Below are 20,869 nucleotides of genomic sequence, written 5' to 3' on the forward strand. Positions count from 1 at the left end.
CGTACGGGGACCGACCGACACCGACACGGGGACCGAACCCACCGGGGACCGGGGACCGACCGACACCGACACGGGGACCGAACCCACCGGGGACCGGGGACCGACCGACACCGACACGGGGACCGAACCCACCGGGGACCGGGGACACAAGGTCCCCCTCCGGCGGAAGACGACCACGAAGACCAGGACGAAGAGCAAGGGGAAGCGCGGCCGGTCCCGCACTCCGCAGACACAGCGCCCGCCTCGCGAGCTGGAGCAGTCGGTGGAACAGCTCGTCCAGCAGGTCCGCCCCCACGTCCCCGCCCTGCTCGAACGGGATGGCAACGAGGCCGTCACCCGGGTCCAGCTGCGGGAGATCCTCCGCCGCGAGGGCCTGAAGGGCGGCCGGAACGACCGGCTGAGCCTCGTCCTCCAGGAGCTGCGGAGCGACGACACCACCAAGACGCGGAGCACCGTCCGATGAAGACCTGCCACCAGTTCGACACCGTTCGTGCGGAGTACGAGCGGGAGATCGGCTTCATGCTCGCACACTCCAAGCGGCACGAGGGCAGGCCCTCGGCGAAGTCCAGCGCAACGCAGGCTGCCTCGACGAAGCAGCGGATGGCCCGTGCGCTCAACAGTCACGTCGGGCGCTGCTCCGAGTGCGGCTGAACCAGCAAAGCCCCAGCTCAGCACCCCTATCCGCAACCGGTGGCCTGGCTCTGTGCCGGGCCGCCGCCCCGCTCCAGGAGACACGCAGTGGTTCCGCGTCCCCATCGCTCTTCCGAGCCCACCGCCGCCGAGGCCAGCGCCTGGGCGGACGTCCTGGTCCACCGGCGGCTCCTGCACGCCGCCGTCCTCGTGCCGACCGACCAGTGGCACATCCAGGACAGGCCCGACGGACCCGTCCGCATCCTCGGAGGGCCGACCGACATCGTCGCGCTGGCGGCGACCATCCAGCACCACACCCGCACCGTGAGGCCCGAAATCCGATGACGAACTCCACCCAGAACGGCACCACCCCGCAACCTGCTCGCGACCCCAACTCGGTCTCGGGGCGGTCGGGTAGCCGGGACGCATCGCTGCGTCCCGGCCCCCTCAGAACCGGACGTGCGGCTTTCACCGCATCCGGCTCAAGCAAGCCACTTGGGCTTCGTGGGACAGGAACTTACGGTCCGATTTCCGTCGTTTGCATGATGCTGACGATGGCAATCGGCATGCACGAGGCGGAGGTTGGCTCGTGCGTCTGTACCGCCGTCTCTGCGGTAAACGAGGTGGTGCTTGTTGAGCAGCTTCCTCGACGCCGAGAACCAGGCAATCCATTCTCGGACGTTGTCCGGTTCGTATTCGGCTCCTTCGATCAGAGCTTCACGGCAGAGGGGACACGTGCCCCGCTGTCGCGCCGCCAGCATGAGACTGGTCTTTCCCATCGGCGGTGGCGCTTTGATGCGGCGACGCGCCCGCCAATAGCCCTTCAGGGCCGGGTCGTCCGGAGACGCCGCCCCCTTCACCGGGACATGGCGGGTATAGCGGGTCCAGGCAAACTTCTGGAGATAGGCCCCACTCGCATGGTCACCGAACACCCAGTTGTCGCGCCTGGACTTGTTGAACCGGCCGAAACAGTGGCGTTTGATCCACAGCCCCGAACGGGACTGGTGACTGTATTTCGCCCACTTGTAGAGCAGCGTGAACATGTAGAAGTCCATCGAGCAGAACACCCGATGCGACGCCACACCCCGGTAGTACGCACTCCAGCCCTTCACCACCGGGTTGAACGTGCGGACAACGGCTTTGGCCGGACCGCCCCGCAGGGCACGTATGTCCGCCCGCAACCTTTTCCGGAGTTTGTTGCACGCTGCCTTGCTCGGCCTGATGACCAGCATGTCGCCGTGCCGCTGCACGGTGAATCCCAGGAAGTCGAACCCCTCGTCGAGGTGTACCACTTGGGTCTTGGCCTCGTTGAAGCGCAGCCCCCTGGGGGCAAGCCAGGCCATCAAATCCTCCTTGACCCGATATGCCTCCTCCTTGCTGTGGCACAACACCACGAAGTCGTCGGCGTAACGGACCAACACGGGTACTCCTGGGGCGGTATGAGTCTCCCGCCCTTTGTGCTGCTCATAACGGAATCCTGCGGCCTCTTCCATCCCGTGCAAGGCGATGTTCAGCAGCAAAGGGCTGACGACACCGCCCTGGGGAGTCCCCTCCTCGGTCGGCGCCCAGCGGCCGTTCTCCATCACGCCGGCCCGCAACCACGCCCGCAGCAGGTTCCTGGCGGGAAACTGCCCGATCGCGGCCATCAGGTGGTCGTGACTGATGCGGTCGAAGGCCCCTTCCAGGTCCGCGTCCAGCGCCCAGCGGCGCTTCGCCCTCGGGCCCCGCGTGGAGGCCCGGATGGCCGAGATCGCGTCCTGGCAGCCACGTCCGGGGCGGAATCCGTACGATCTCGCCTCGAACCGGGCCTCCCACTCGGGTTCCAGCGCGTTCTTCACGCGAGCCTGGAGCACCCGGTCACGGATGACCGGGATACCGAGCGGGCGCTGCTTGCCGTTCGCCTTGGGGATGTACACGCGCCTGACCGGCTGGACCTTCCACGGAGTGGCCAACCGGTGGCTGTGAGCTGCCAGTTTGGCCCGCGCCGCCGGAGTGAGGGCGCGTTCCCCGTCGATGCCAGCGGTCTTGCGACCACTGCTCTGCTGCGTCACCCGCCGCACGCTCACCAGCGTGTTGCTGCGGCTTCGCAGCATGAGCTTCTGCAAGTTCCGGACCTTTTTCAGGTCCCCTTCCCGCGACGCCTTGAAGATCCGCTGCCTCAGCCGCCGTACATTCCGCTCACACTCCGGCCAGTCAATGCTGTACCAGGCTTGCGTGGGCGAAGCGTCCTCAGGTCCGTTCACCTCGGGCGCGCGGGCAGTACGCGCTGCCACTGTGGTACTCATGTGCGCCTCCGGTATCTAACTTGTCCCTTGGTTCCGGTTTCTTCGCGTTGGAGCTTCAAAGGCTCACCTGGTCCACGTGGGCGCCCTTTCAGGCCGGGCCACCAAGGGCCCGTATCCGGCGGGTTATGGCGGGCAGCGGGCGGAGAGTACCGCTGCCCGGTTTCCCCTGGCCTTTCGACCAACCGGCCTTCGCTTCTTGGACCATCCTGTTCCTGCTGGGGAGTTGGGCCTCCCTTGCGGTCGGCTTACCGGATCCCGGACCCCGACAGGGTTTCCATGTTCCGCATTCCGAAGCTGCGGCTGGGGTGGGCGCTCCCTATACCCCGTGGCCAGCGGTGCCCTACTTCCGGTGTTGCTTGCACCGGAAGCCGCCTGTGCCTTGCAGCACCGGGCCCTACCCCGCGAAACAAACCATCCCGGGGCTCCCATATCCCGAGGCATCAGCCAGGAGTTCACTCTCGTTCGCCCGTCCAGCCTTCCCCTTGCCTGTGGCCCTCGATGGCCGAGAAGCCCTTGGGCGTGAACGCTCAGCTTCACACCCCACCGTCACCGGCGACGCATGTGAGCGCGGGGACGAATCCAGACACTGATTCGGAGGAAATTCCTTTGTCAGAACCTCTCCACGAGAACCACCTCACTTCTGAAAATGCGGCCTCACGTCGCACAGCAAGATGGAGGTTCGGACACTCCCCCGAGGGGGCAGTGTCCGAACCCGTCCCCGCCCCTGGGGTAGCGGGGCCCGACTGGCACCAGGGGGCGCCAGTCGGGAAGGCTGCGACCGAGGGCGGATCGCAGCCAAAAGCCGCCCCCAAAGGGCGGCCGAAGGGGCGAGCGCGTCCGCGCGACAAGAAGCAGCGTCGCGCGCACAGCGTCCGCCTCAACCCGTCCGAGCTCTCTCTCATCCAGGCCGGAGCAGACGCCGCCGGTATGAGCGTGGCGGGGTTCCTCGCCTACGCCGGGCTAGCCATGGCCCGCGACCGGTCCCGTACCGCCGCCGCCATCGCCACCGAACGCGATGTGCTCACCGAACTGTTCGCGATGAGGCGGCAGCTCGGCTGGGCCGGCAGCAACCTCAATCAAGCCGCCAAGATCCTCAACTCCGGCGGTGACGTTCCCCAGCTGACCCAGGTGGTGGCCGACGTCCACCGAGCGGCCGACGCGGTGAGGATTGCTGCCGACAAGGTAGCCAACCGGCAGGCAGACGAGGCGCCTTGATTCCACAGATCCACAAGCAGGGCAGCCACACCCTGGGCCTGCTGTACTACCTCTACGGCAAGGGAACCCACGAGGAACACGTCGATCCACATCTCGTCGCCTCCTTCGACGGCATGTCGCCTGACCCCGGACGCGATGCGACAGCTACCAAGGAGGATCTCGGGCACCTGCTCGACCAGCCCCTCCATCTCCTTGCCGCGGATCAACGCCCCGACAAGCACGTGTGGCACTGCTCGGTGCGTGCTGCGCCCGACGACCCGATCCTGACCGACGACCAGTGGGCGGACATCGCGCGTCGCATCGTCGCCGCTACGGGGATCGACCCGCGCGACGGCGCGGGCTGCCGCTGGGCCGCCGTGCGGCACGCTGACGACCACATCCACATCGTTGCCACCCTCGTGCGCGAAGACGGCCGGCGCCCCGACCACCACCGATCCGGCAAACGGGCGCAGGCCGAAGCCCGTCTCATCGAGAAGGAACTCGGGCTCCGGCAGGTCGCCCCCGGCGACGGCACCGCCGCACAGCGGCCCACCAGTGCCGAACGGCACAAGGCCGAACGCCAGGGTCGCGAGCGCACCGCCCGCGAGGAGCTGCGCGAGACGGTACGGCGCGCGGTGTCCGGTGCGAGGAGTGACGAGGAGTTCTTCGACCGGCTCGCCGCCGCCGGCCTCCTGATCCGTAAGCGCGCCGCGCCCTCCGGAGACCTCCTCGGATACAAGGTCGCTCTGCCCGACGACCTGAACAAGGACGGCGAGCCGGTCTTCTACCCCGGCGCGCGCCTGGCCCCCGATCTGTCGCTGCCCCGCATCCGGGAGCGCTGGTCCGGCGACACCGGGACCGGTCCGACGCCACGGCGGGAGGACACGGTCCGGACGGGGCCCGGCACCCCGGCCTCCGCCCGCCGCAGGGCGGCATCGGCCGCGTGGCAGGCCGTGCTCATCGTCGAGCACGGCGACGACGCGGTCGCCGCCGCCCACATCGCCGCCGCCGGCGAGGTCCTGGATGCGCTCGCGAAGACCTCCGCCGCACACACCCGCCGCGAACTGCGAGACGCTGCAACAGCGTTCGAGCGGGCCTCCCGCTCCCACGTACGCGCCGTACGCGGACATGACCGTGCACTGCGGCAGGCCGCCCGCGAACTGGTCCAAGGCGGCACCGCCCTCGGCCGCGGTGAGGACGGCGCCACCACCGCGATGGCGATCGACATGCTGTTCTTCCTCATCACCGCCGCCGCGCACTGGCACGCGAGGAAGGGCCACGCCCAGCAGGCCGAAGCCGCCGCCCGGGCCGCCGAGCACCTGCGCTCCGCCTACCAGGCCGCCTCCGCCGAGCCTCTCGGCGTGCTCTACCAGCGAGGACGGCGTCTGACCCGGCCGATGCTCCAGCGGCAGACTGTGCTGCTGCGCGAGGCGCTGCCGGAGCTGGCCGAGCAGATCCTGGCCGAGCCCGGCTGGTACGCCCTGGCCGCGACCATCGCGGAAGCCGAAGCCGCCGGCCACGACCCGGCCGCCCTTCTGTCCGACGCCGCACAACGCCGCGAACTCGACACCGCGGACTCTGTCAGCGACGTGCTCGTGTGGCGGATGCGGCGCACGGCCGACCTGCCCGCCGACGCTTCCGGCCTGCCCAAGACCAACACCGCAGGGGGCCGGTCCGCAACGCGCAGGACGACGTCCAGGCCCTCCGCACCCAGCAGGCGACGCAGCGGGGAGGAGATATCGCGTAAGACTCGGTGAGCCCGCCGGTGTCGGCGCGCGGTCTCAGCGCACCGCCGAGAAAAAAGAAGGGACAGCGCCACCGCTCCGCTCACAATCCGCAGCATCGCCGTACGCCACACCGGACCTCGGCGGCGCCCAGGTCCGCGATGCGGGGCGTTGGCGCTGGTACACACGCAGAACGGAAGGGCATGGCGCCGGTGCAGCGAGTGGAGCCAGTAGGCGTCGCGAAGTTGAGCGGTCGCAAGAGACGACGTGTCGTTCGGGCACACCCCGCAAACGTCACCCCGCCGCACGGAGACGGGCTGCATGTCCAACACGTCATCCCTGCAACCGAGAAGCAGGAACAACCCTGGTGACCAGGCCGAAGGCGACTGTGGACTTTGTGAATTGAAACGCCCGGGGGCGTAAGGCACGATCATGAAACGAGCAGGACGAGGTGACGAGGTAGAGGAGGACGCCAGGGTGTTTCACCGGATACGCCGCCGGGCGAAGGGACCGAGCGAAGCTCAGAGGCAATTCGCCGAGCTGGCCGCCCGGCTGCAGGGCCAGGTCCCGCCGGGCTTTGGAGTGCCAGCGGCCGAACCGGAGCCCGCCGAGCCGACCGGCGTGGTGGACGACTTCCTTCCGCCGGAGCTTCGCGTGCCGAGCCACGACCAGCTCGACGGCAAGATGATGCCGTGGAAGCAGCCCCTCGTCCTCGACGGCGAGATGGCCGCCTGCGCCGAGTGCGGCGCGTACCGGGACTGGCTCATCCTCTCCACCCGCGACCAGATCTGGCTGCGGTGCAGGGCCGGCCACCAGCAGCAGGAGACCCGCCTCACCACCGCCTGGTACAACCGCAACAGCGGACCGGCGGACGCGACGCACGCCACGTTCGAGGACTGCCTGCGCCACCTCGGGCACTGACCACCACTCCTACGACCCCACCGGGCCCGCGGGCCCGCACTGACCACCCGTCGCCTAGCATCAAGGGGTCAGTTCCGCCATGCGCGTTCGCGTCGCCACCACCGCCCTCGGCATCACCGCCGCCCTCCTCGCCCTGCCCGCCTGCTCGACCGACACCACCGGGGCCAAGCACCAGACCACCTCCTCCGCCCGGACCGGGAAACCCGCCGACGCGGTCCGGAAGCCGACCGCGCTCGGGTCGGCCGCGCTGGAGTCACGCCTGCTCGACCAGAGCGACCTCGGCAGCGGCTACCTGCGCAAGCCGGAGCGTCCCGCCCAGCACGATGACGTCACCGTCATCGGCTGCCCTGCCCTGAGCGAGCTGGGCGGCGACGCGGCGACCGGCGGCACGCTCACCTTCCCCCACCGGGCGAAGGCAGCCTTCACCTACGGCGGCAGCTCCTCGGAGATCTCCGAGGAGCTGTACAGCGACAGCGCGAAGAAGCTGTCCGACGGCATCGGCCGGATCTTCGACGCCATGACCGGCTGCCCGACCTACCAGGTCGTCGCCGGCGGCACCCCGACCGACATGGCCTCGCAGAAGCTGCCTGCGCCCCACGGCCTCGGTGACGAGCAGTGGAGCCAGCTCCTGACGTTCTCCGCCGGAGGACGGAGCACCGTGGTCAAGCAAACCGCGATCCGCGACGGCAGCCTGCTGCTGATCGTCTCCGGCTCCCCGGCCCTCGTCGACCGCCACCTCGACAAAGCCCTCGCCAAGGCCACAGCAGTCAGCTAACCGGCCTTCGACGCGCTGCTGCCCCCGACCAAGGACGGTCGGGGGCAGCAGCGCTGTGTGGCTCGCCCACTACACGGTTCGGCAGGTTCTCAACGGGACGTGATCCAGGCTGCGAGCCCGCTCCCCGTCGTCGTGACGAAGGCTGTGACGACGGCCGCCACCAGCCAGGGCGAGATGCGTTGAACGACGACGTGCACGCCACCGCAACGGACTTCAAGGACTGGCTGCTGGTTATCTTCGGATCGAGGCATATAGCCATTCAGCCGCACGAGAATGTGGCACCGCTACGCCATACCTTGGCCATCTTGCCCCACTTCAACGAGCCGTCGAATACCACATGTTGAGCGGCACCGATACGCCAAAACGTGGCCACCTTGCCCCATTCGAGGCTCTGGAAATACCACGTGCGGAACCTGCACCGCTACAACCACCCGCCCCCCACTTCACCCCACTTTGCCGCCGTGGAGCCGGGCAGGCACGACAGCTTGCGCCTGTCCCCAGGGTCACCACCCGCCTCCGATTCGATGAATCGCCCGAGTCACGGAGGGAATGCCAGAAGCCCGATCTTCCATGGAGGACCGGGCTTCTTCTGTTGGGTTGAAGGGCGCCTTCGATCGCTAGGCCGGCGCCCGCAGCAGTCGCTCCTGGGTGGCCTCGGGCAGCACCCTGCGCAAGACCGGTGCGGTCGAACTGAGGGACGCGGCGAAGGCTGCCACGAGGTCGTGCGGGACGCTGGCGGCGAAGGAGGCCGCCCACAGGCACGGTGCGCCGAGCACCGGCTCGGCCCACGCCTGCCATCCTGCCGGTCCCTCCGCGTCAGCCTCGGCGGCCAGGACCCGGGGGTCGGCGTCCTGGATGAGGGGCGGCACCTCGCCGAGGCTGATGTGCGAGGTGAACGTCGGGTCCGTCGCTGCCGCCCGGGGCTGATCGATGTCGCGGAACCATCCGTGTGCGGCGACAGCGTCGAGGACCAGCTCGGGTCCGGCAAGCGGCACGACAGGCTGATCGCGGGCGTCGAGCGCGACGAGGAAGTCGGCCACCGCCTCGCCGGGGACGTCGCGGGTGAAGTAGGCGGACCAGTGCGCGAGCGGACTGCTCGCCTCGGCGCGTGCGGAGATCTGCCAGGCGACCGGAAGCTCTCCCAGGTGGAACGGTTCGTCCGCCAGGCTCCACTGGGCCCAGCGCAGGGCGTCGGGGCTGATGTGCAGGACGGTGCTGCGCAGGACCTGGCGGTCCTCCGGCGCCTCGTCCGGCTCGTGCCGTCCGCGGACGATTGTCAGGCTCGTCCAGCCCAGGCCGGCGAGCGTGTCGGCGACGGCGTCGTAGAGGCGCCCATCATCACCGGCCAGCTGCCGGGGGCCGACCCAAAACGCGGGCTGGCCGCCGTGCGGGGTGGTCGGGTCGAGCGGGAAGTCGGGGTACAGGGGCGCCTCCAAGGGCTCGGTGCAGGTCTAGTTGCCGCCAGCACGGCGGCGGGGGCGGCGCGGGGGTGCCTGGACGGGGCCCTGCCACGTCAGCTCGATGGCGACCTCGGACGGCAGGTGGCCGAGCTGTGCGTCCTCGTCACGCCCTTCGGCGAGGTAGACGACGGTCGTGCCGCTCTCGTCCACCCACTGCACGACCTGCGCCAAGCGGTGCGCCATCGGGAAGAAGGGGTTCATGGCCTGGCGGACCGGAGCACTCCGGTCGCAGCCGGACAGCAGGTCGATGAGGTCGCCGACGGTCATCTCTGGGGACGTCACTAAAAGCCTCCTGGGGTACGGGAAACGGGGAGCAGTGGAAACGGGTCGGCGGCCTGCAGACTGCCGACCGCTCGCAGGGCTCCGGCTATCTGTCGGTGTCCGCGCTGTCATAGGAGACGTGAAGTCTCCAGGACGCGCGCCACGGCGGCGGCGACGATGTCGGCCGGCGTCTCGGTGTCGAACGACAGGTGGTAGCCGCGCACCTTGGCCGTGCCGGTGACAGCGATCTTCCATCCCTCGCCGTCCGTGCCGGGGCGGCCGAGCGGGAACCAGCCGAGGTAGAACCGGCCGTCTTTAGAGCTGACGTGCACGTCCGCGCGGTCATCCACGATCAGATGGAAGTCCTCTGCGGAGAACTGGTCCATGACCAGCGTGGGCTGACCGGGACCGAGCTGCCACTCGCGCAGCCGCAGGGCTTCGATGGTGGTGGAGAAACCGCGGCCAACGGGCGCTACGGTCACGGGCAATCACCTCTCTGACCTGGGGTTTCTTGCAAGGTCGTCTACGTTGACATGTCCTCACGCACGTTGGCCAGTCTTTCCGCGATCTTTCCTGTCTGCCCCCGGCGAACTGTCCTTTGACAGCAGAGTTAGTCGTGTGCAACCTGTTGGCCTGGGCGACTAGGTTGGATGTCAACGAGTGGTGTCGTATCTGGGAGCTGACATCACTTCTCGCCTCCGCCGCCCTCTGCCGCGCGATGGTCCGCCCATCCGTCCGAGCCTTGACAGCCACTGATGCTGACCGACACGCGGCTGTCGGGCTGACGCCAGAGTCGAGCCCGCGCTTCAACTGCTGAGTGAGTTGTCCGCGACGCTGCGCCTTTTGGGGTCAGCCTGCCACCGAGGAAAGGCCGAAGGGCGTTTCACGCGTCGGCTTCTGCCTCTTCGTCCGCACTGGTTTCGTCCTCGATCAGACCGTACGGCGGACGGTCCTCGTTGCGGCTGTAGCGCACCACCACGCTGCTTTCCACCAGCGGTGGCGGGCTGTTGTCGGCGACGATGAGCTGCGCTCGGCTACCTCGCTCTGCGAGCCAGAGAGAGAGGTGGTGGTAGAAGTCGTCGATGGCGACGGCGTCCGCGATCACGGCATCGAGGGTGCCGCCGTGGCCGAGGTTTTTCTGGGGGCTGTCGATCATGAGGAATCCCGGGTGTGCGGCCCCTGCTTCGACGGCGATTTCGAAGACGGCCAACTGCCAGGCCAGGGTGAGCAGGGTGCGGGCGCCGGAGGAGGCTTCCTGGTACGGCTCACCGCGTACGAAGGGGGTGAGGTCGGTCTTGATGAAGGGCGTACTGACCTTGGGGTAGCGCCAGGCTCGGAGGAGCTCGCCGTATCGGCCGCTGATCTTGGCGATGACCCGATCGCGGTCATGGGAGGCGTCTCCGAGTCGTGCGAGTTCCTCGCGGAGACGGGCGATCTGGGCTTCGTGGCGTTCCACGGCGTCGGCCCGTTTGGCAAGTCCTTCGCGGAGTTTGACCGCGCTCTCGGCCTGTTCGAGTTGGCGCAGGACCTGTTCGCGCCTTCGGTGGAGGTCGTCGCGGGCGGCGAGGAACGGTGAGACGGAGGGCGACGTCGCGGCGTCCAGCGCGGCGGCGGCTTCCTCTTCCCGGACGGCCGCCTCTTCCGCCCGGAGTTTGAGTGCGGCGAGCGAGGCGCCGAGCTCATCGATGTAGGTGGTGATCTCCTTGAGGCGGGCCTTGGTGGACCGGGTCTCGGCTGCGACGTCCACCCGGGTGTCCCCAGCCTGGCTGCCGGTGTCGGCAGCGCCCAGGACCAACGTCCCTTCCGCTGCTGTCACTTCGTGGCGGCAGAGGCTGCAGCGTCCGTTGTCGGCGGTGGGGGGAGCCGATAGCCGGTTCAGGCAGGCGGGACAGGTCGTGACGCTCAGGGGGTCGAAGATCTGCTGTGCCTCGCCGAGCATGCCGAGCTTTAGGAGATCGTCGGCGTACTGCGCGCGAAGAGGCATCAGGCGTTGGAGCTGTGTTTCGCAGTCCCGCAGGACCGCTGCCGCCCGGTGAGAAGTCTGGGCCGCCTCTTTGTGCTGGCGGCGCAGCTGGGCCGCGAACTCCGTTCCCGCCTGCGCCCGGCGGTCCAACTCCGTGAGCTGGCTCGTGATGTCAGCCAGCTCCTGTTCGTGGACGGCAGGTGTGGGTTCACCGTCCAGTGCGGTGGGAGCCTGCTCCACGACGAAGGTACGGGCTGCTGCGAGTTCGGCTTTGGCTCGGTTGAGCCGGCCGCCGAGTTCCTGGATGCGCTGGCCAAGTTCGACAGCGCGGTAGTCGTGGACCCCGAAGGCGACGTCGACGACCTGCCGCAGTTTGTGCTTGCGCATGTAGTCGTTCTCGAACAGGAAGTTCTTGTCCGCGACACGTTCGTTGGGCAGGAAGGCGAGCCACATCAAGTCGCGGAAGCTGAGCGGGTCCGTGCGGGATTCGCTGTTGGTGGGCGCTTCGCGTAGCTGGACGCCTTCGAGCTTGCAGTGACTCAGGAGGAGGGAGGACAGGCTCTCCGGTGCCCCGGGCGGGTCGATGGGCCTGCTCTCTGCCCTGGAGGTGGGCCTGCTGTCGAGCGTTCCGCGGCGTACGAAGGCGATCTTCGAAGGCTCTCCGACCGACCGCTCGATCACGTGCGGCTCGCCGGAGAGCTCGACCTCCAGGAGGCATGAACGGACCCTTCGCAGCACCTCCTGGTGGCGGGGGTGCCGCTTCGCGCCGAGCCCGTATGCGATGAATTCCAGGACCGCTGTTTTGCCGGAGCTGAATGCCCCGGCGATGACGGAGAGGTTCCGTACCCGTTGTTCGGCGGTGAAATCGACGTCGTAGGACCGCTCCATGCCGACCAGGCGCAGACGGCGGATCCGGATGCCGGGAAGCGGCTCCATGGTGATCATCCCTCCCAGGACATTTCCAGCAACGGGCCTGGCCCCAGGACGCTCATGAGGGCAGCCGCGGGTCCGTCGGGTCCGTCCGGCCTGAGCCACCGCGCGGTCTGCTCGCGCAGCCTTTTGTCGCTGAGTTTGCGGAGCTGGCGGACGACGATGTCGGCGGCGGTAGCAAAGGAGGTGGCGTAGGTGGCGGTGAACTGCCCGCCGAGGTGCTGACCGGCCTCTGTGATCAAGTAGGTGAGGGAGCCGTTGCGATTTCGGACCTGGCAGCACCCATAGGCCACCAGGAGCGCCAAGTCGTGCTGGATCCGTTCTCGCCGGCTCGTGAATCGCTGTGAAGAGGACGCGTAGGCAAGGACCTGCGGGTCGAATCCGGCCAGCCGGAGAAGACTCGCGTCCCGGCCCTCGGAGGGAACTACGAGGAAGGGGTTCGCGGACAGGAAGTCGTAGTACCCGATGCGTTCCAGGGTCGCCCCGTTTGCGTCCTGCTTGGCGACGGCGTCAAGGAGCAGCAGCAGTTGAGCGAGACGGAAAGGTACCTCGTCCTCGGGCATCACAACCGGCCGGTCTGCTTGCACGGCATGCTCCTCATCAGTGGTCGAGCGGTACGGACGGACGCGAAACCTCAGTCGTCGGCATGACCGCTCGCGATCTGCCGCCAGTGCGTGACCCACCCTGCCCGACGGTTGTCGACCAGCCGGTGGACCAGACCCCAGCTGTGCGTCACCTCCAGACGCAGCACCTTGGGCAGTTTGTCGTGCTCGCCGCGCACCTCGCGCCATACCCGGCCGTGCAGAGCAGCGAGGGTGCCCTCGGCCGAACACTCGTTGAACTGCATCTCCCACACCCCGTGAAGGGTGGCGTCAGCAGAGCTCAGCGCGGCAACCTCAGCAGGCACGCCCTTGTGCGCGACTTCGCGCGCCACTAGGTCAGCGTTGAAGAACTGCCGTTTCGCCGAGTCCAGTTCGACGTGGCCGGCCTCGATCATCTGGCGCACGAACAGAGCCGAGTCGAGCGCCGCCGCCTTGTCCTCCTCCACGTCCAGCACGACGCGTATCTGCTCCTGGGCGGGGGCGGCGGGCGCCGTGAAGGGTTCGTAATAGGCGCGGCGTACCTGGTCACCTTCGGGGCTCAGCAGCTTCTTCACGAGCTTGGTCTCGTCCCACAGCTCGATGACAAGGCCATGCGCCTTCTCCTGCCGCTTCTTCCAGCCGTCCCACCATTGGGCTGCCGGCCCGTCCATGCTGGAGGGGATGCACAGGATCCAGAGCACGATGGTGTGACCATTGGCCGCCGCGGCTTTCAGCCCGTTCGCGAGGGACTCGCGAATCTGCTGCGACTGGCTGATTGTGGTCTTCGGCATGAAGTACTTGGACTGCCAGACCGTGATGGCGCCCCCGAGGTCACCGGCGAAAGCGTCGATTCCCCAGTCGCCCGGATTCGCGGCGATCATCCGGACGTTCGGATTGGTCGCACTCGCGAGCTGCGCGAGCATCTTCTCGAAGTCGGCCCGTGCCCCGTCCGCGCTTCCGGTCCGCAGTTCGTGCACTCCGAAATGGATGGGCGGAACACCAGCTGCCACCGGCATGGAGTTGTCCAACCTGCACCCCCGTATCCCGCAGGCAACTCGAGCGAACCGCGTTCAGCGGGCTGTTCACTCTGCGCCACACACAGTAACGGCCGTCAGCGTACGTGTTACGGAATCACTCGATCAAGGTGCTTGCGGTCGTCGGTATCCCGGTCCGTACGAGCCTTCACGGTTCGGCCTCGCGCAACGCAGGGGTCACGCGCGCATTAGGGGTGCCCCGCCTCTACTCACACCGGACACGCGCCCATGACAAAGCCCCCGGATGAGGTCAGCTCGCGGAGGAGCCGTCGTCGGTGGAGTTGTCCGTACGTCGGCGACGGGCCGCGAAGAGGGCGCCTCCGCCAGCGACGATCAGGACTCCGGCGCCGCCGATCAGCCACGGGGTGGCGTCGGCGCCGGTGTGCGCGAGCGAGCTGGCGGGAGCAGGCGCCGCGGTGCTCGACGCCGTCTCGTTGGATGTCGGAGTACCCGAGGCAGACGGCGCCGGGGTGTCCTCATCCTTGCCGGGCTTGTCCGGGGAGGGCTTGTGGCTCGGCTTCTCGGTGGGCTTGTCTGTCGGCTTCTCCGTGGACGGCGAGGTAGTGGCGGTTTTGGCGTTGGTGACGGTCACGGTCACGGGATCGCCCGGCTTGGCCTTGAACGCCTTCGAGGGCTTGTAGATGTTGTAGCCGGCAGGAGCCTTCACCTGCTTGACCCAGAAGCCCGTGCCGGTACGGGAGTTGATGGGCAGCTTGCCGCTGGCCGTTCCGTCTGCGCCAGTGGTCAGCGTCAGGATGGTCTTGTCGCCGCTGCCAATGTTGACCGTGGATCCGGCCAGCAGCTTGCCGGTCTTGTCGTCCTTACCCTTCAGCAGGACCGAGGCGGCCTTGAACGGGTCGACGATCGTGAGCCGGGTGGCGGTGCCCGGAGTGACGATCACGTCCTGGTCATCGGCGGTGTCGTGAAGGCTGCTGCCGGTGGAGAATTCTTTGAGGCGGTAGACGCCCGGCGCAAGGTCGGAGAAGGTCAGTTTCCCGTGTGCGTCGGTCTTGCCGCGTCCGGCTTCTTCGCCGACGGCGTCGAGCAGGAGGAACGTGGCGCCGGGAAGCGTGTCCCCGGCCGTGTCCCTGGTGGTGATCTCGACGCTGCCCGCGTCTGCGGCCGGCGTCTCGGCGGAGGCCGAGGGGGTCGGTTCGGAGGGCTGAGCGCTCGCGGCCGGCGCCCAGGTGAGGGTGCCGGTCACCGCGACGGCGACGGCGGCGGATTGGACGAATCGTGCGTGCACGAGGAGGAGGACTCCTTGGTCAGGGGGCGGGGAAGGTCAGCGGGTTCGGCCAGAGACCGGGGCGGGAGGTGGCGAGGCGACAGGTGTGTTGCCGTTCGGCTGCTTGGTGGTCGTGGTGGCGACGTAGAGGGCTGCGCGGGTGTGGACAGGGACGTCCTGGACGGTGCGGTGCAGTGGCTCGGTGGAGATGAGCGAGGCGGTGAAGGCCGCGACGAGCGTGGTGGGCGTGCCGAACGAGAAGTGCGCCCTCCAGTGCGGCTCGCTGGGGTACCCGCCCCAGGCCCGCCAGGCTGGCCCGCTGGAGCCGCTGATGGCGTAGCGGTGGCGTAGGCCGCCGAGTCCTTCCGGGGTGAGGAACGTCTGTGTGCCGTCGGTCTTGACGTCGTGGCTCCACCCGCGGGTGAGCAGCGGCACGTACGCCTCGTGCGGCGCCGTCTCGTCCTGGAACAGCCGATCGTGGTCGCTGTGCCGGTCTTCGAGGTAGAGGTCGAGCAGCTCGATGTGGACGTCATGCAGCAGTTCGACGGGAGTGGTGGCGTCGAAGGTGATCCGCCAGGCCGGCGGGGTGAACGGGGCCCGGTGCGCGCTGACGGTCCACGTGCCCTTGCCGGGCTTGTCGGGTTGGGGGTCATAGGTGGTCTGCAGCCGCAGGCACGGGCTGAACGCGGCGGCCGTGCCTTCGTCGGTCCGGGCGAACAGCCAGCCCTCGTCGTAGGGGAAGGCCCAAGCAGTACGCGGGTCGACGGTGCCGGGCCCAGCGAGGTGGCGAGGAAGGACTTGTACGGTCTGGGCCGCGTCGAGGTCCTCAAAGGGGTGGGTCATCACGGGCAGGGCTCCTGCTGGAAGAGTGCGGAACGCCGCGGCTCGCGGTGTAGGCGCGACTCAGCGGGCACGGGTGCCGCTGCGGGTGACCGGCGCGGCGGGTGCCGTGTGCGCGGACCGGCCAGCGGTGCGGCTCGACGCGGACGCGGCCCAGGCACCGGGGAACCAGACGGCGGTGTACTGCTCCACGGCGTCGCGCAACCCGGTGGTGACGGCTCCCTCCCACGGTGGCCGCCCGGGGCTGTGGTACGTGTCGAAGGTGCCGTACTGCTTGGTGTTCGGCCCGGTGTTGTCCGCTTCGTCGCGGCGATGGAAGGTGCCGTGGTCAAGGAAGCTGAGGGCGACTGCGTCGATCTCGCCGCGGTCCGGGTGGACGACTGCCAGGCGCAGGCCGCCGTAGGTGTCCGCGTGGATGGTGCGGGTGAAATCGATCCGCAGCCGCAGCGGTACGCCGGGGACAGGGGCGGCGAAGTAGGTGTTGCCCACGACGGTGCTGTCGTGGAAGGGAAGGCATAGCTCGGCGAAGAACTCCGGGGCCTGCAGGGACAAGAGGGTCTCCGGTAGGGGTCGGGCAGGGTCTATCGGCGTGGACCGGGCAGGGCCGGTCGGCTGGTGGTGCTCCAGCGCGGGACGCTGGCCGCGGGGAGCGCGGCCAGGCGGCGGGATGCGGCGGCCCGGTGCACGTCGAGCGGGGTGGGGGCCAGCGATGCCGGCGGCAGGATCGGGGTGAGCTGGGCCATGCCCTTGATGTAGCTAAAGGTCGCCTCGCGCCACCGGGGCAGCAGAGCCGGATCGGCGACGCACTCGGTGACGGCGGTGAGCAGGGCGACGGGGGTGTCGGTGCTGGCCGTGGCGTACCAGACGGGCCGACCGATGGACTTGCCCGCCCACAGCTGCCAGCGGGCGTCCCGCGTCGTCAGTTCGGCTTCCGGGTCGAGGTCGCCGGTGGTGAACTCGAGGCCGGCGAGTCCGTCCGGGGCCTGGATGGCGAAGACGCCCCAGCGCGGGCGGTCGATCTCCCAACCCTGTTTCAGCAGGGGCACGACGGCGAGGAAGGGATCGTGCTCGTCCGTTCCGGAGACCGGCCGCGCCAGGTAAGTGTCTGGCCCCTGCCTATACGCCGTGGCGAGGACCGTGGTGAACGCCTGGACGAACTCGGTGGGGACGCGGTCGTTGAAACAGACGCCCCAAGTCGGTGGTCCGAACGGATCCCGGTAGGCGTTGATGCGCCAGAGCCCGTCATCCTCGCCCTCGGGAAGGTAGCCCAGGCGGACCTTGCGGTCGGGGGCGTTGACGTAGGCGTTGCCTAGGTCGTCGTTGTTAAGGTCCCAGCCGAGGTCGATGAGCGGGGCGAGGGCGGGGTCGCCGATCCCGGTGGTCGAGGCGAGGTGGCGCGGAGAGACGAAGACGTCTCCGTCAATCGTGGGCAGGTCGTCGTGAGAGGTCACAGGTTCCTGAATGGTGAAGGTGGGTCAGGCAGCGAGCACCAGGGCTTCTTGAAGGGCATCGCTGGAGCCGGTGTAGTGCAGCGTCCGCAGGCCCAAGCGGGCAGCGGCCTGGCAGTTGTCGGCACGGTCGTCCACGAACAGAACGCGTCGTGGATCGCGAACTCCGGTGGCCTGCAGAGCGTGGTGGTAGGCGGCCGGGTCGGGCTTGCACGCCTGAAGTCGGGCTGAGTAGAGCGCCTGGGTCATCATGAGGCGCCATTCGTGGGTGTCGAGCACGTTACTGAGGTGGGCGGGTGCGTTGGACAGCAGCAGCATCGGCAGTCCGGTGGCGTGGGCGCGGCGTAGGACGGTCAGGACTCTCTCGTCGGTCTCGGTCCACATGGCTGTGTCCGCGGCGAGGAGTTCGCGCAGCAGGCGGGAGCCGGGGTGGGCGCCAAGGACGTGTGCCCAGTACGCAAGGTCGCTGAGCTGGCCGGCGTCATAGAGGTCGCGGGCGTTCCAGAAAGCTCGCTGGAAGCCTGCGAGATCGTCTTCGGGCCAGGAGGCGGTGCGGGCCAGTCGAAGCCAGTGGGCGCGGGTGGGCTGCAGTCCGATGACGCCGTTGTAGTCGAGGATGACGGCATCAAGGCTGGTGGGGCGGGTCAAGGGGTGGTGTTCTCCAGGGCGCGACGAGCGAGGGCAGCGACGGCGGCTGCGAGGAAGGCGGGCAGCAGCAGGGTTGTGGGCAGGGCGGTGATGCTGGCGAGGGCGCCGATGAGGGCGGGGCCAGCGAGCAGGCCGAGGTAGCCGGTGACGGATACCGTGGCGACGGCTCTCGGCCCGCAGCTGCCGGCGGCGGTGATCAGGGAGGGGATGGTGCCGGACAGGCCGAGCCCGAAGACCGCCCAGCCGGCAAGCGCCGCAGGCACGCTGTCGGCCTGGACGCCGGTGGCCAGTCCGGCAGCGGCGAGGACCGCGCCGGCGCGGACCACGGCAGAGGCACCGAAGCGGGTCGTGAGCCGGTCGCCGGTCAGCCGGCCGATCGCCATGCCGGTGCTGTAGAGGGCGAAGGAACTCGCGGCGACAGCCGTACCGGCGTGCAGGCCGTGCACGTGCACGGCGGCCCAGTCGGCTGCCGCTCCTTCCCCTAGCAGACTGGCAGCCGACAACGCACCCAGCAGCCAGCCCCTCCCCGGCGGCCGGTCCCGATCGGCCTCCTGGGGGTCGAAGGTCTTGGGGTCGGCGCCGCTCAGCGTGAGGGTGCGCGGCCCGGTCACGAACACGCTCGCCGTCAGTGCGGCGCCGACCGTCAGGAACAGAGCACTGTGGGCTGTGCCGTCGGTGGCGGCGGCCAGGGCGGCGCCGCCGAGCGCGCCGATCGAGTACGCGGCGTGCAGGGACGACATGATGGGCTTGCCGTAGGCGTTCTGGCAGCGGACCGCCCCGGTGTTGACGGCGACGTCCAGGACACCGTGCGCGGCGCCGAAGGCCAGCGCCGCTGCGAGCAGCGAGGCCAAAGTCCGGCATTGCCCCACCAGGGCGAGGGCTGCCGCCAGTGCGACAGCTCCACCGATCAGGAGCGTGGGGAGGCGTTCGGGCCGGGCGAGCCGGCCACCGGCTTGCAGTCCGGCGACCATGCCGAGAGCTGCGGCGAGCAGGACGAGGGACAGGCTGCCGGTCGTGAGGTGGGCTGCGTGTTGCACGGCTGGCATCCGGGCGCCCCAGACAGCCATCACTACACCCAGGCCGAGAAAGTAGCCGGTCAGCAGGACACGGCTACGCCGGAGCGAAACATCGGTGAGGCTCATGCGGGGCGCCCACCGGCAACAGGCTCGTCGGCCGCTCGGGGCTCGACGTGGACCTGAATGCGGCGGGCAGCTTGGTCGGCGCGGGCCTGCGCGAGGTCCGCGGTGGGCGCGGTGGTGATCAGGTAGCCGATCCGCGCGGTCCACATGTTGCCGCCGTCGGCCGGGAGAAGCAGCTGGTCGCCGACCTGGTGCTGGAAGTGCACGCGGTCCAGCCAGCGCGGGCTGATGCCGTCGAAGCCGAGACGGAGCAGGGTGCCGGAGGTGTCCGGGTAGAGCATGTGGATCGCCGCGGCCGAGGACCGGGTGGGGGTGAGGTCGGGGGCTCGGCCGCAGGCGATGTCGGCGGCAGCGCGGGGCAGGTCGATGCCCGTGGCGAGTCGGACGAGGTGGCCGATCATGTCGCCGGCGAGCCGGCCGTTGACCTCGACCAGCCGCGGCCGGCCGTCGACCAGCCGCATCTCGACATGACAGACGCCGTCGGTGATCCCCAGAGCACGGATCGCGGCCCGTGCCACTGGGGTCAACACGTCGAGCAGCGAGTCGGCCGCGGCCACGCAGTGGGCCAGTTCCTCGAAGAAAGGCGGAGCGCTGACCGTCTTGCGGGTGACCGCCACCACGGTGGTCCGGCCGCGGTAGGTCACGCACTCGACCGAGACCTCGGGCCCGTCGAGGTACTCCTCCACGAGCACGCTGGTGGACTCTCGCCCGAGCCCGGCCGCCTGGTCGGCGAACGCGAAGGCTGCGGTGAGCTGTTCGGGTGTGTCGGCGCGGATCACTCCGATACTGGCCGCGTGCGCGGCGGGCTTCAGCACGAGCGGGTAGCCGATCTGCCGGGCCGCCGCCTCGGCCTCGGCCTGGGTGCGCACGCTCACCGAAGCAGCCGACGGCACGCCGTGCCGCGCGAACAGCGCACGGGATGTGGCCTTGTTGCGGCACGCCTGCATGGCCTCCGGGGCAGTGGTGGGCAGGCCGAGCTGGCGGGCGAGGCGAGCCACGGGCACGAGGTACCACTCGGTCCATGTGAACACCCCGGCCAGGTCGTAGCGTTCGGCTAGGGTCCGGCCGGCGGCGGACAGCGCCGCCTGGTCGGTCGGATCGGACACGACTATGCAGTCCCGCAGATACGGAACCTCCCACGACGGCTCTTCGCCGGTGATCAAGACAACGTCATAAGCGGCGGCCACGGACTGAAGGCAGTACCCGCGGTATGCCTCGGCCTCCATGTCGGCTGCGGCAACGACTAGGACGACAGGGCGGTCGGACAAGAGCAAGCTCCTCGGGATCGGAGGGTGGGAAGGCGGAGGGTGGGAAGGCGGCGGACCTCAGCGTCGGAGGACGGCTGCTCGGCGAGCAGCCGACGCGCGGCCAGCGGCGTGGTGGGACCTCGGGCCGAAGCTGCTCACGCAGCCCGGGAGGCTGCACGTGTCTGACGAAGCCCTACTCGGCGCCCCGACCGGCCGCCTTCGTCCAGCCGAGGGAGGGCGCGGAAGCGAGGGAGAGAGGGGATTGTCAGGCGCGCCCATTAGGCGGCGCGGCGGCGGCGCAGTTTGAACACGCCGGCCCAGTGGGGGTGCTCGTCGATGAGGCGGCGGGCGTAGAGGGCGGTGAAGTTGTTGTTCAGCCCGGCGACTCCGTAAGGGAGTTGGCGGCGAAGCAAGGCGGCGGGCGGCCATGCGTCCAGGGCACGGTAGACGTGCGGGTTGTGCGCGTCGAAGGCGTTCAACTGCTCGGTGATAGTGCGACCGCTCGCACGGTTCGGGCCAAGGACGACGGCAGGCATGAGGTCTCCGCAGGCTGGCGGGTGCGAT

21 protein-coding genes and 1 pseudogene are annotated in these 20,869 nt (G+C 69.1%); 7 read left to right on the forward strand and 15 right to left on the reverse strand.

The window, feature by feature from the left end; genetic code table 11:
• From ABT254_RS38730 to ABT254_RS38740, 3 genes and pseudogenes are all read left to right on the forward strand, one after another.
• Positions 1-463, forward strand: a pseudogene (locus ABT254_RS38730) (hypothetical protein); the annotation flags it as partial.
• Positions 460-651: a hypothetical protein gene (locus ABT254_RS38735; RefSeq protein WP_285512786.1), complete on the forward strand. Its 192-nt coding sequence runs from the start codon at positions 460-462 to the stop codon at positions 649-651. The pseudogene ABT254_RS38730 and the gene ABT254_RS38735, both read left to right, overlap by 4 nt.
• An 87-nt stretch (positions 652-738) precedes the next feature.
• Positions 739-975, forward strand: a complete 237-nt coding sequence (locus ABT254_RS38740) for a hypothetical protein (RefSeq protein WP_351481257.1) — start codon at positions 739-741, stop codon at positions 973-975.
• Between the two features lie 137 nt (positions 976-1,112).
• On the opposite strand, the gene ltrA is transcribed toward ABT254_RS38740, so the two are convergent.
• A complete protein-coding gene (ltrA, locus tag ABT254_RS38745; RefSeq protein ID WP_351481260.1) occupies positions 1,113-2,915 on the reverse strand; it encodes a group II intron reverse transcriptase/maturase in 1,803 nt (600 codons plus the stop codon).
• Positions 2,916-3,842: 927 nt separating this feature from the next.
• On the opposite strand from ltrA, the gene ABT254_RS38750 reads away from it, so the two are divergent.
• The 4 genes from ABT254_RS38750 (at position 3,843) to ABT254_RS38765 (ending at position 7,529) form a co-directional block, all read left to right on the forward strand.
• Complete coding sequence (locus ABT254_RS38750) at positions 3,843-4,130, forward strand: mobilization protein (RefSeq protein WP_351481262.1); 288 nt, start codon at positions 3,843-3,845, stop codon at positions 4,128-4,130.
• Positions 4,127-5,866, forward strand: a complete 1,740-nt coding sequence (locus tag ABT254_RS38755; protein ID WP_351481264.1) for a relaxase/mobilization nuclease domain-containing protein — start codon at positions 4,127-4,129, stop codon at positions 5,864-5,866. Before ABT254_RS38750 ends, ABT254_RS38755 begins: the two co-directional genes overlap by 4 nt.
• A 444-nt stretch (positions 5,867-6,310) precedes the next feature.
• Entirely contained in the window at positions 6,311-6,754 is a 444-nt protein-coding gene (locus ABT254_RS38760; RefSeq protein WP_351481266.1) for a hypothetical protein, read from the forward strand.
• Positions 6,755-6,833: 79 nt separating this feature from the next.
• Positions 6,834-7,529 carry a hypothetical protein gene (locus tag ABT254_RS38765; protein WP_351481269.1) on the forward strand — a complete coding sequence of 232 codons (696 nt, stop codon included), beginning with the start codon at positions 6,834-6,836 and terminating at the stop codon, positions 7,527-7,529.
• Between the two features lie 617 nt (positions 7,530-8,146).
• On the opposite strand, the gene ABT254_RS38770 is transcribed toward ABT254_RS38765, so the two are convergent.
• The 14 genes from ABT254_RS38770 to ABT254_RS38835 all read right to left on the reverse strand — a co-directional run bounded on the left by ABT254_RS38770 (position 8,147) and on the right by ABT254_RS38835 (position 20,841).
• Complete coding sequence (locus tag ABT254_RS38770; RefSeq protein WP_351481272.1) at positions 8,147-8,965, reverse strand: SPDY domain-containing protein; 819 nt, start codon at positions 8,963-8,965, stop codon at positions 8,147-8,149.
• Between the two features lie 15 nt (positions 8,966-8,980).
• Positions 8,981-9,271 (reverse strand): hypothetical protein, encoded by a 291-nt coding sequence (locus tag ABT254_RS38775; RefSeq protein ID WP_351481274.1) that lies wholly within the window; start codon positions 9,269-9,271, stop codon positions 8,981-8,983.
• A 107-nt stretch (positions 9,272-9,378) separates the two neighbouring features.
• Positions 9,379-9,732 (reverse strand): SPDY domain-containing protein, encoded by a 354-nt coding sequence (locus ABT254_RS38780; protein ID WP_351481277.1) that lies wholly within the window; start codon positions 9,730-9,732, stop codon positions 9,379-9,381.
• A 401-nt stretch (positions 9,733-10,133) separates the two neighbouring features.
• Positions 10,134-12,149, reverse strand: a complete 2,016-nt coding sequence (locus ABT254_RS38785; RefSeq protein WP_351481280.1) for a coiled-coil domain-containing protein — start codon at positions 12,147-12,149, stop codon at positions 10,134-10,136.
• Between the two features lie 5 nt (positions 12,150-12,154).
• Positions 12,155-12,730: an ABC-three component system middle component 2 gene (locus ABT254_RS38790; protein WP_351481283.1), complete on the reverse strand. Its 576-nt coding sequence runs from the start codon at positions 12,728-12,730 to the stop codon at positions 12,155-12,157.
• 47 nt (positions 12,731-12,777) lie between these two features.
• The gene (locus ABT254_RS38795; protein ID WP_351481286.1) at positions 12,778-13,752 is read right to left on the reverse strand and encodes a serine/threonine protein kinase; all 975 of its coding nucleotides are present in this window, start codon (positions 13,750-13,752) and stop codon (positions 12,778-12,780) included.
• 256 nt (positions 13,753-14,008) lie between these two features.
• Positions 14,009-15,004, reverse strand: coding sequence for a SpaA isopeptide-forming pilin-related protein (locus tag ABT254_RS38800; protein WP_351481288.1), 996 nt, complete (start codon positions 15,002-15,004; stop codon positions 14,009-14,011).
• Positions 15,005-15,040: 36 nt separating this feature from the next.
• The gene (locus tag ABT254_RS38805) at positions 15,041-15,826 is read right to left on the reverse strand and encodes an SPDY domain-containing protein (protein WP_351481291.1); all 786 of its coding nucleotides are present in this window, start codon (positions 15,824-15,826) and stop codon (positions 15,041-15,043) included.
• A gap of 60 nt (positions 15,827-15,886) precedes the next feature.
• Positions 15,887-16,375: a hypothetical protein gene (locus tag ABT254_RS38810; RefSeq protein WP_351481293.1), complete on the reverse strand. Its 489-nt coding sequence runs from the start codon at positions 16,373-16,375 to the stop codon at positions 15,887-15,889.
• A 29-nt stretch (positions 16,376-16,404) separates the two neighbouring features.
• Positions 16,405-17,274 (reverse strand): SPDY domain-containing protein, encoded by an 870-nt coding sequence (locus tag ABT254_RS38815; RefSeq protein ID WP_351481295.1) that lies wholly within the window; start codon positions 17,272-17,274, stop codon positions 16,405-16,407.
• A 24-nt stretch (positions 17,275-17,298) separates the two neighbouring features.
• Positions 17,299-17,919, reverse strand: coding sequence for an HAD family hydrolase (locus ABT254_RS38820; protein ID WP_351481298.1), 621 nt, complete (start codon positions 17,917-17,919; stop codon positions 17,299-17,301).
• Complete coding sequence (locus tag ABT254_RS38825) at positions 17,916-19,061, reverse strand: MFS transporter (protein ID WP_351481301.1); 1,146 nt, start codon at positions 19,059-19,061, stop codon at positions 17,916-17,918. The genes ABT254_RS38820 and ABT254_RS38825 overlap by 4 nt, the downstream gene beginning before the upstream one ends.
• Positions 19,058-20,284, reverse strand: a complete 1,227-nt coding sequence (locus tag ABT254_RS38830; protein ID WP_351481525.1) for an ATP-grasp domain-containing protein — start codon at positions 20,282-20,284, stop codon at positions 19,058-19,060. Before ABT254_RS38830 ends, ABT254_RS38825 begins: the two co-directional genes overlap by 4 nt.
• 299 nt (positions 20,285-20,583) lie before the next feature.
• Complete coding sequence (locus tag ABT254_RS38835; protein ID WP_351481303.1) at positions 20,584-20,841, reverse strand: hypothetical protein; 258 nt, start codon at positions 20,839-20,841, stop codon at positions 20,584-20,586.
• Positions 20,842-20,869: the final 28 nt, after the last annotated feature.

This window comes from Streptomyces sp. NPDC001137 (genome assembly GCF_040298885.1).
In the GTDB taxonomy this organism is placed as follows: domain Bacteria; phylum Actinomycetota; class Actinomycetes; order Streptomycetales; family Streptomycetaceae; genus Streptomyces.

Excerpts from the sequence above, each read along its gene's own strand:
- ABT254_RS38765 (WP_351481269.1), top strand. The coding sequence starts at position 6,834 with ATGCGCGTTCGCGTCGCCACCACCGCCCTCGGCATCACCGCCGCCCTC.
- ltrA (WP_351481260.1), bottom strand. The coding sequence starts at position 2,915 with ATGAGTACCACAGTGGCAGCGCGTACTGCCCGCGCGCCCGAGGTGAAC.
- ABT254_RS38785 (WP_351481280.1), bottom strand. The coding sequence starts at position 12,149 with ATGGAGCCGCTTCCCGGCATCCGGATCCGCCGTCTGCGCCTGGTCGGC.
- ABT254_RS38750 (WP_351481262.1), top strand. The coding sequence starts at position 3,843 with ATGAGCGTGGCGGGGTTCCTCGCCTACGCCGGGCTAGCCATGGCCCGC.
- ABT254_RS38805 (WP_351481291.1), bottom strand. The coding sequence starts at position 15,826 with ATGACCCACCCCTTTGAGGACCTCGACGCGGCCCAGACCGTACAAGTC.
- ABT254_RS38735 (WP_285512786.1), top strand. The coding sequence starts at position 460 with ATGAAGACCTGCCACCAGTTCGACACCGTTCGTGCGGAGTACGAGCGG.
- ABT254_RS38825 (WP_351481301.1), bottom strand. The coding sequence starts at position 19,061 with ATGAGCCTCACCGATGTTTCGCTCCGGCGTAGCCGTGTCCTGCTGACC.
- ABT254_RS38830 (WP_351481525.1), bottom strand. The coding sequence starts at position 20,284 with ATGGAGGCCGAGGCATACCGCGGGTACTGCCTTCAGTCCGTGGCCGCC.
- ABT254_RS38835 (WP_351481303.1), bottom strand. The coding sequence starts at position 20,841 with ATGCCTGCCGTCGTCCTTGGCCCGAACCGTGCGAGCGGTCGCACTATC.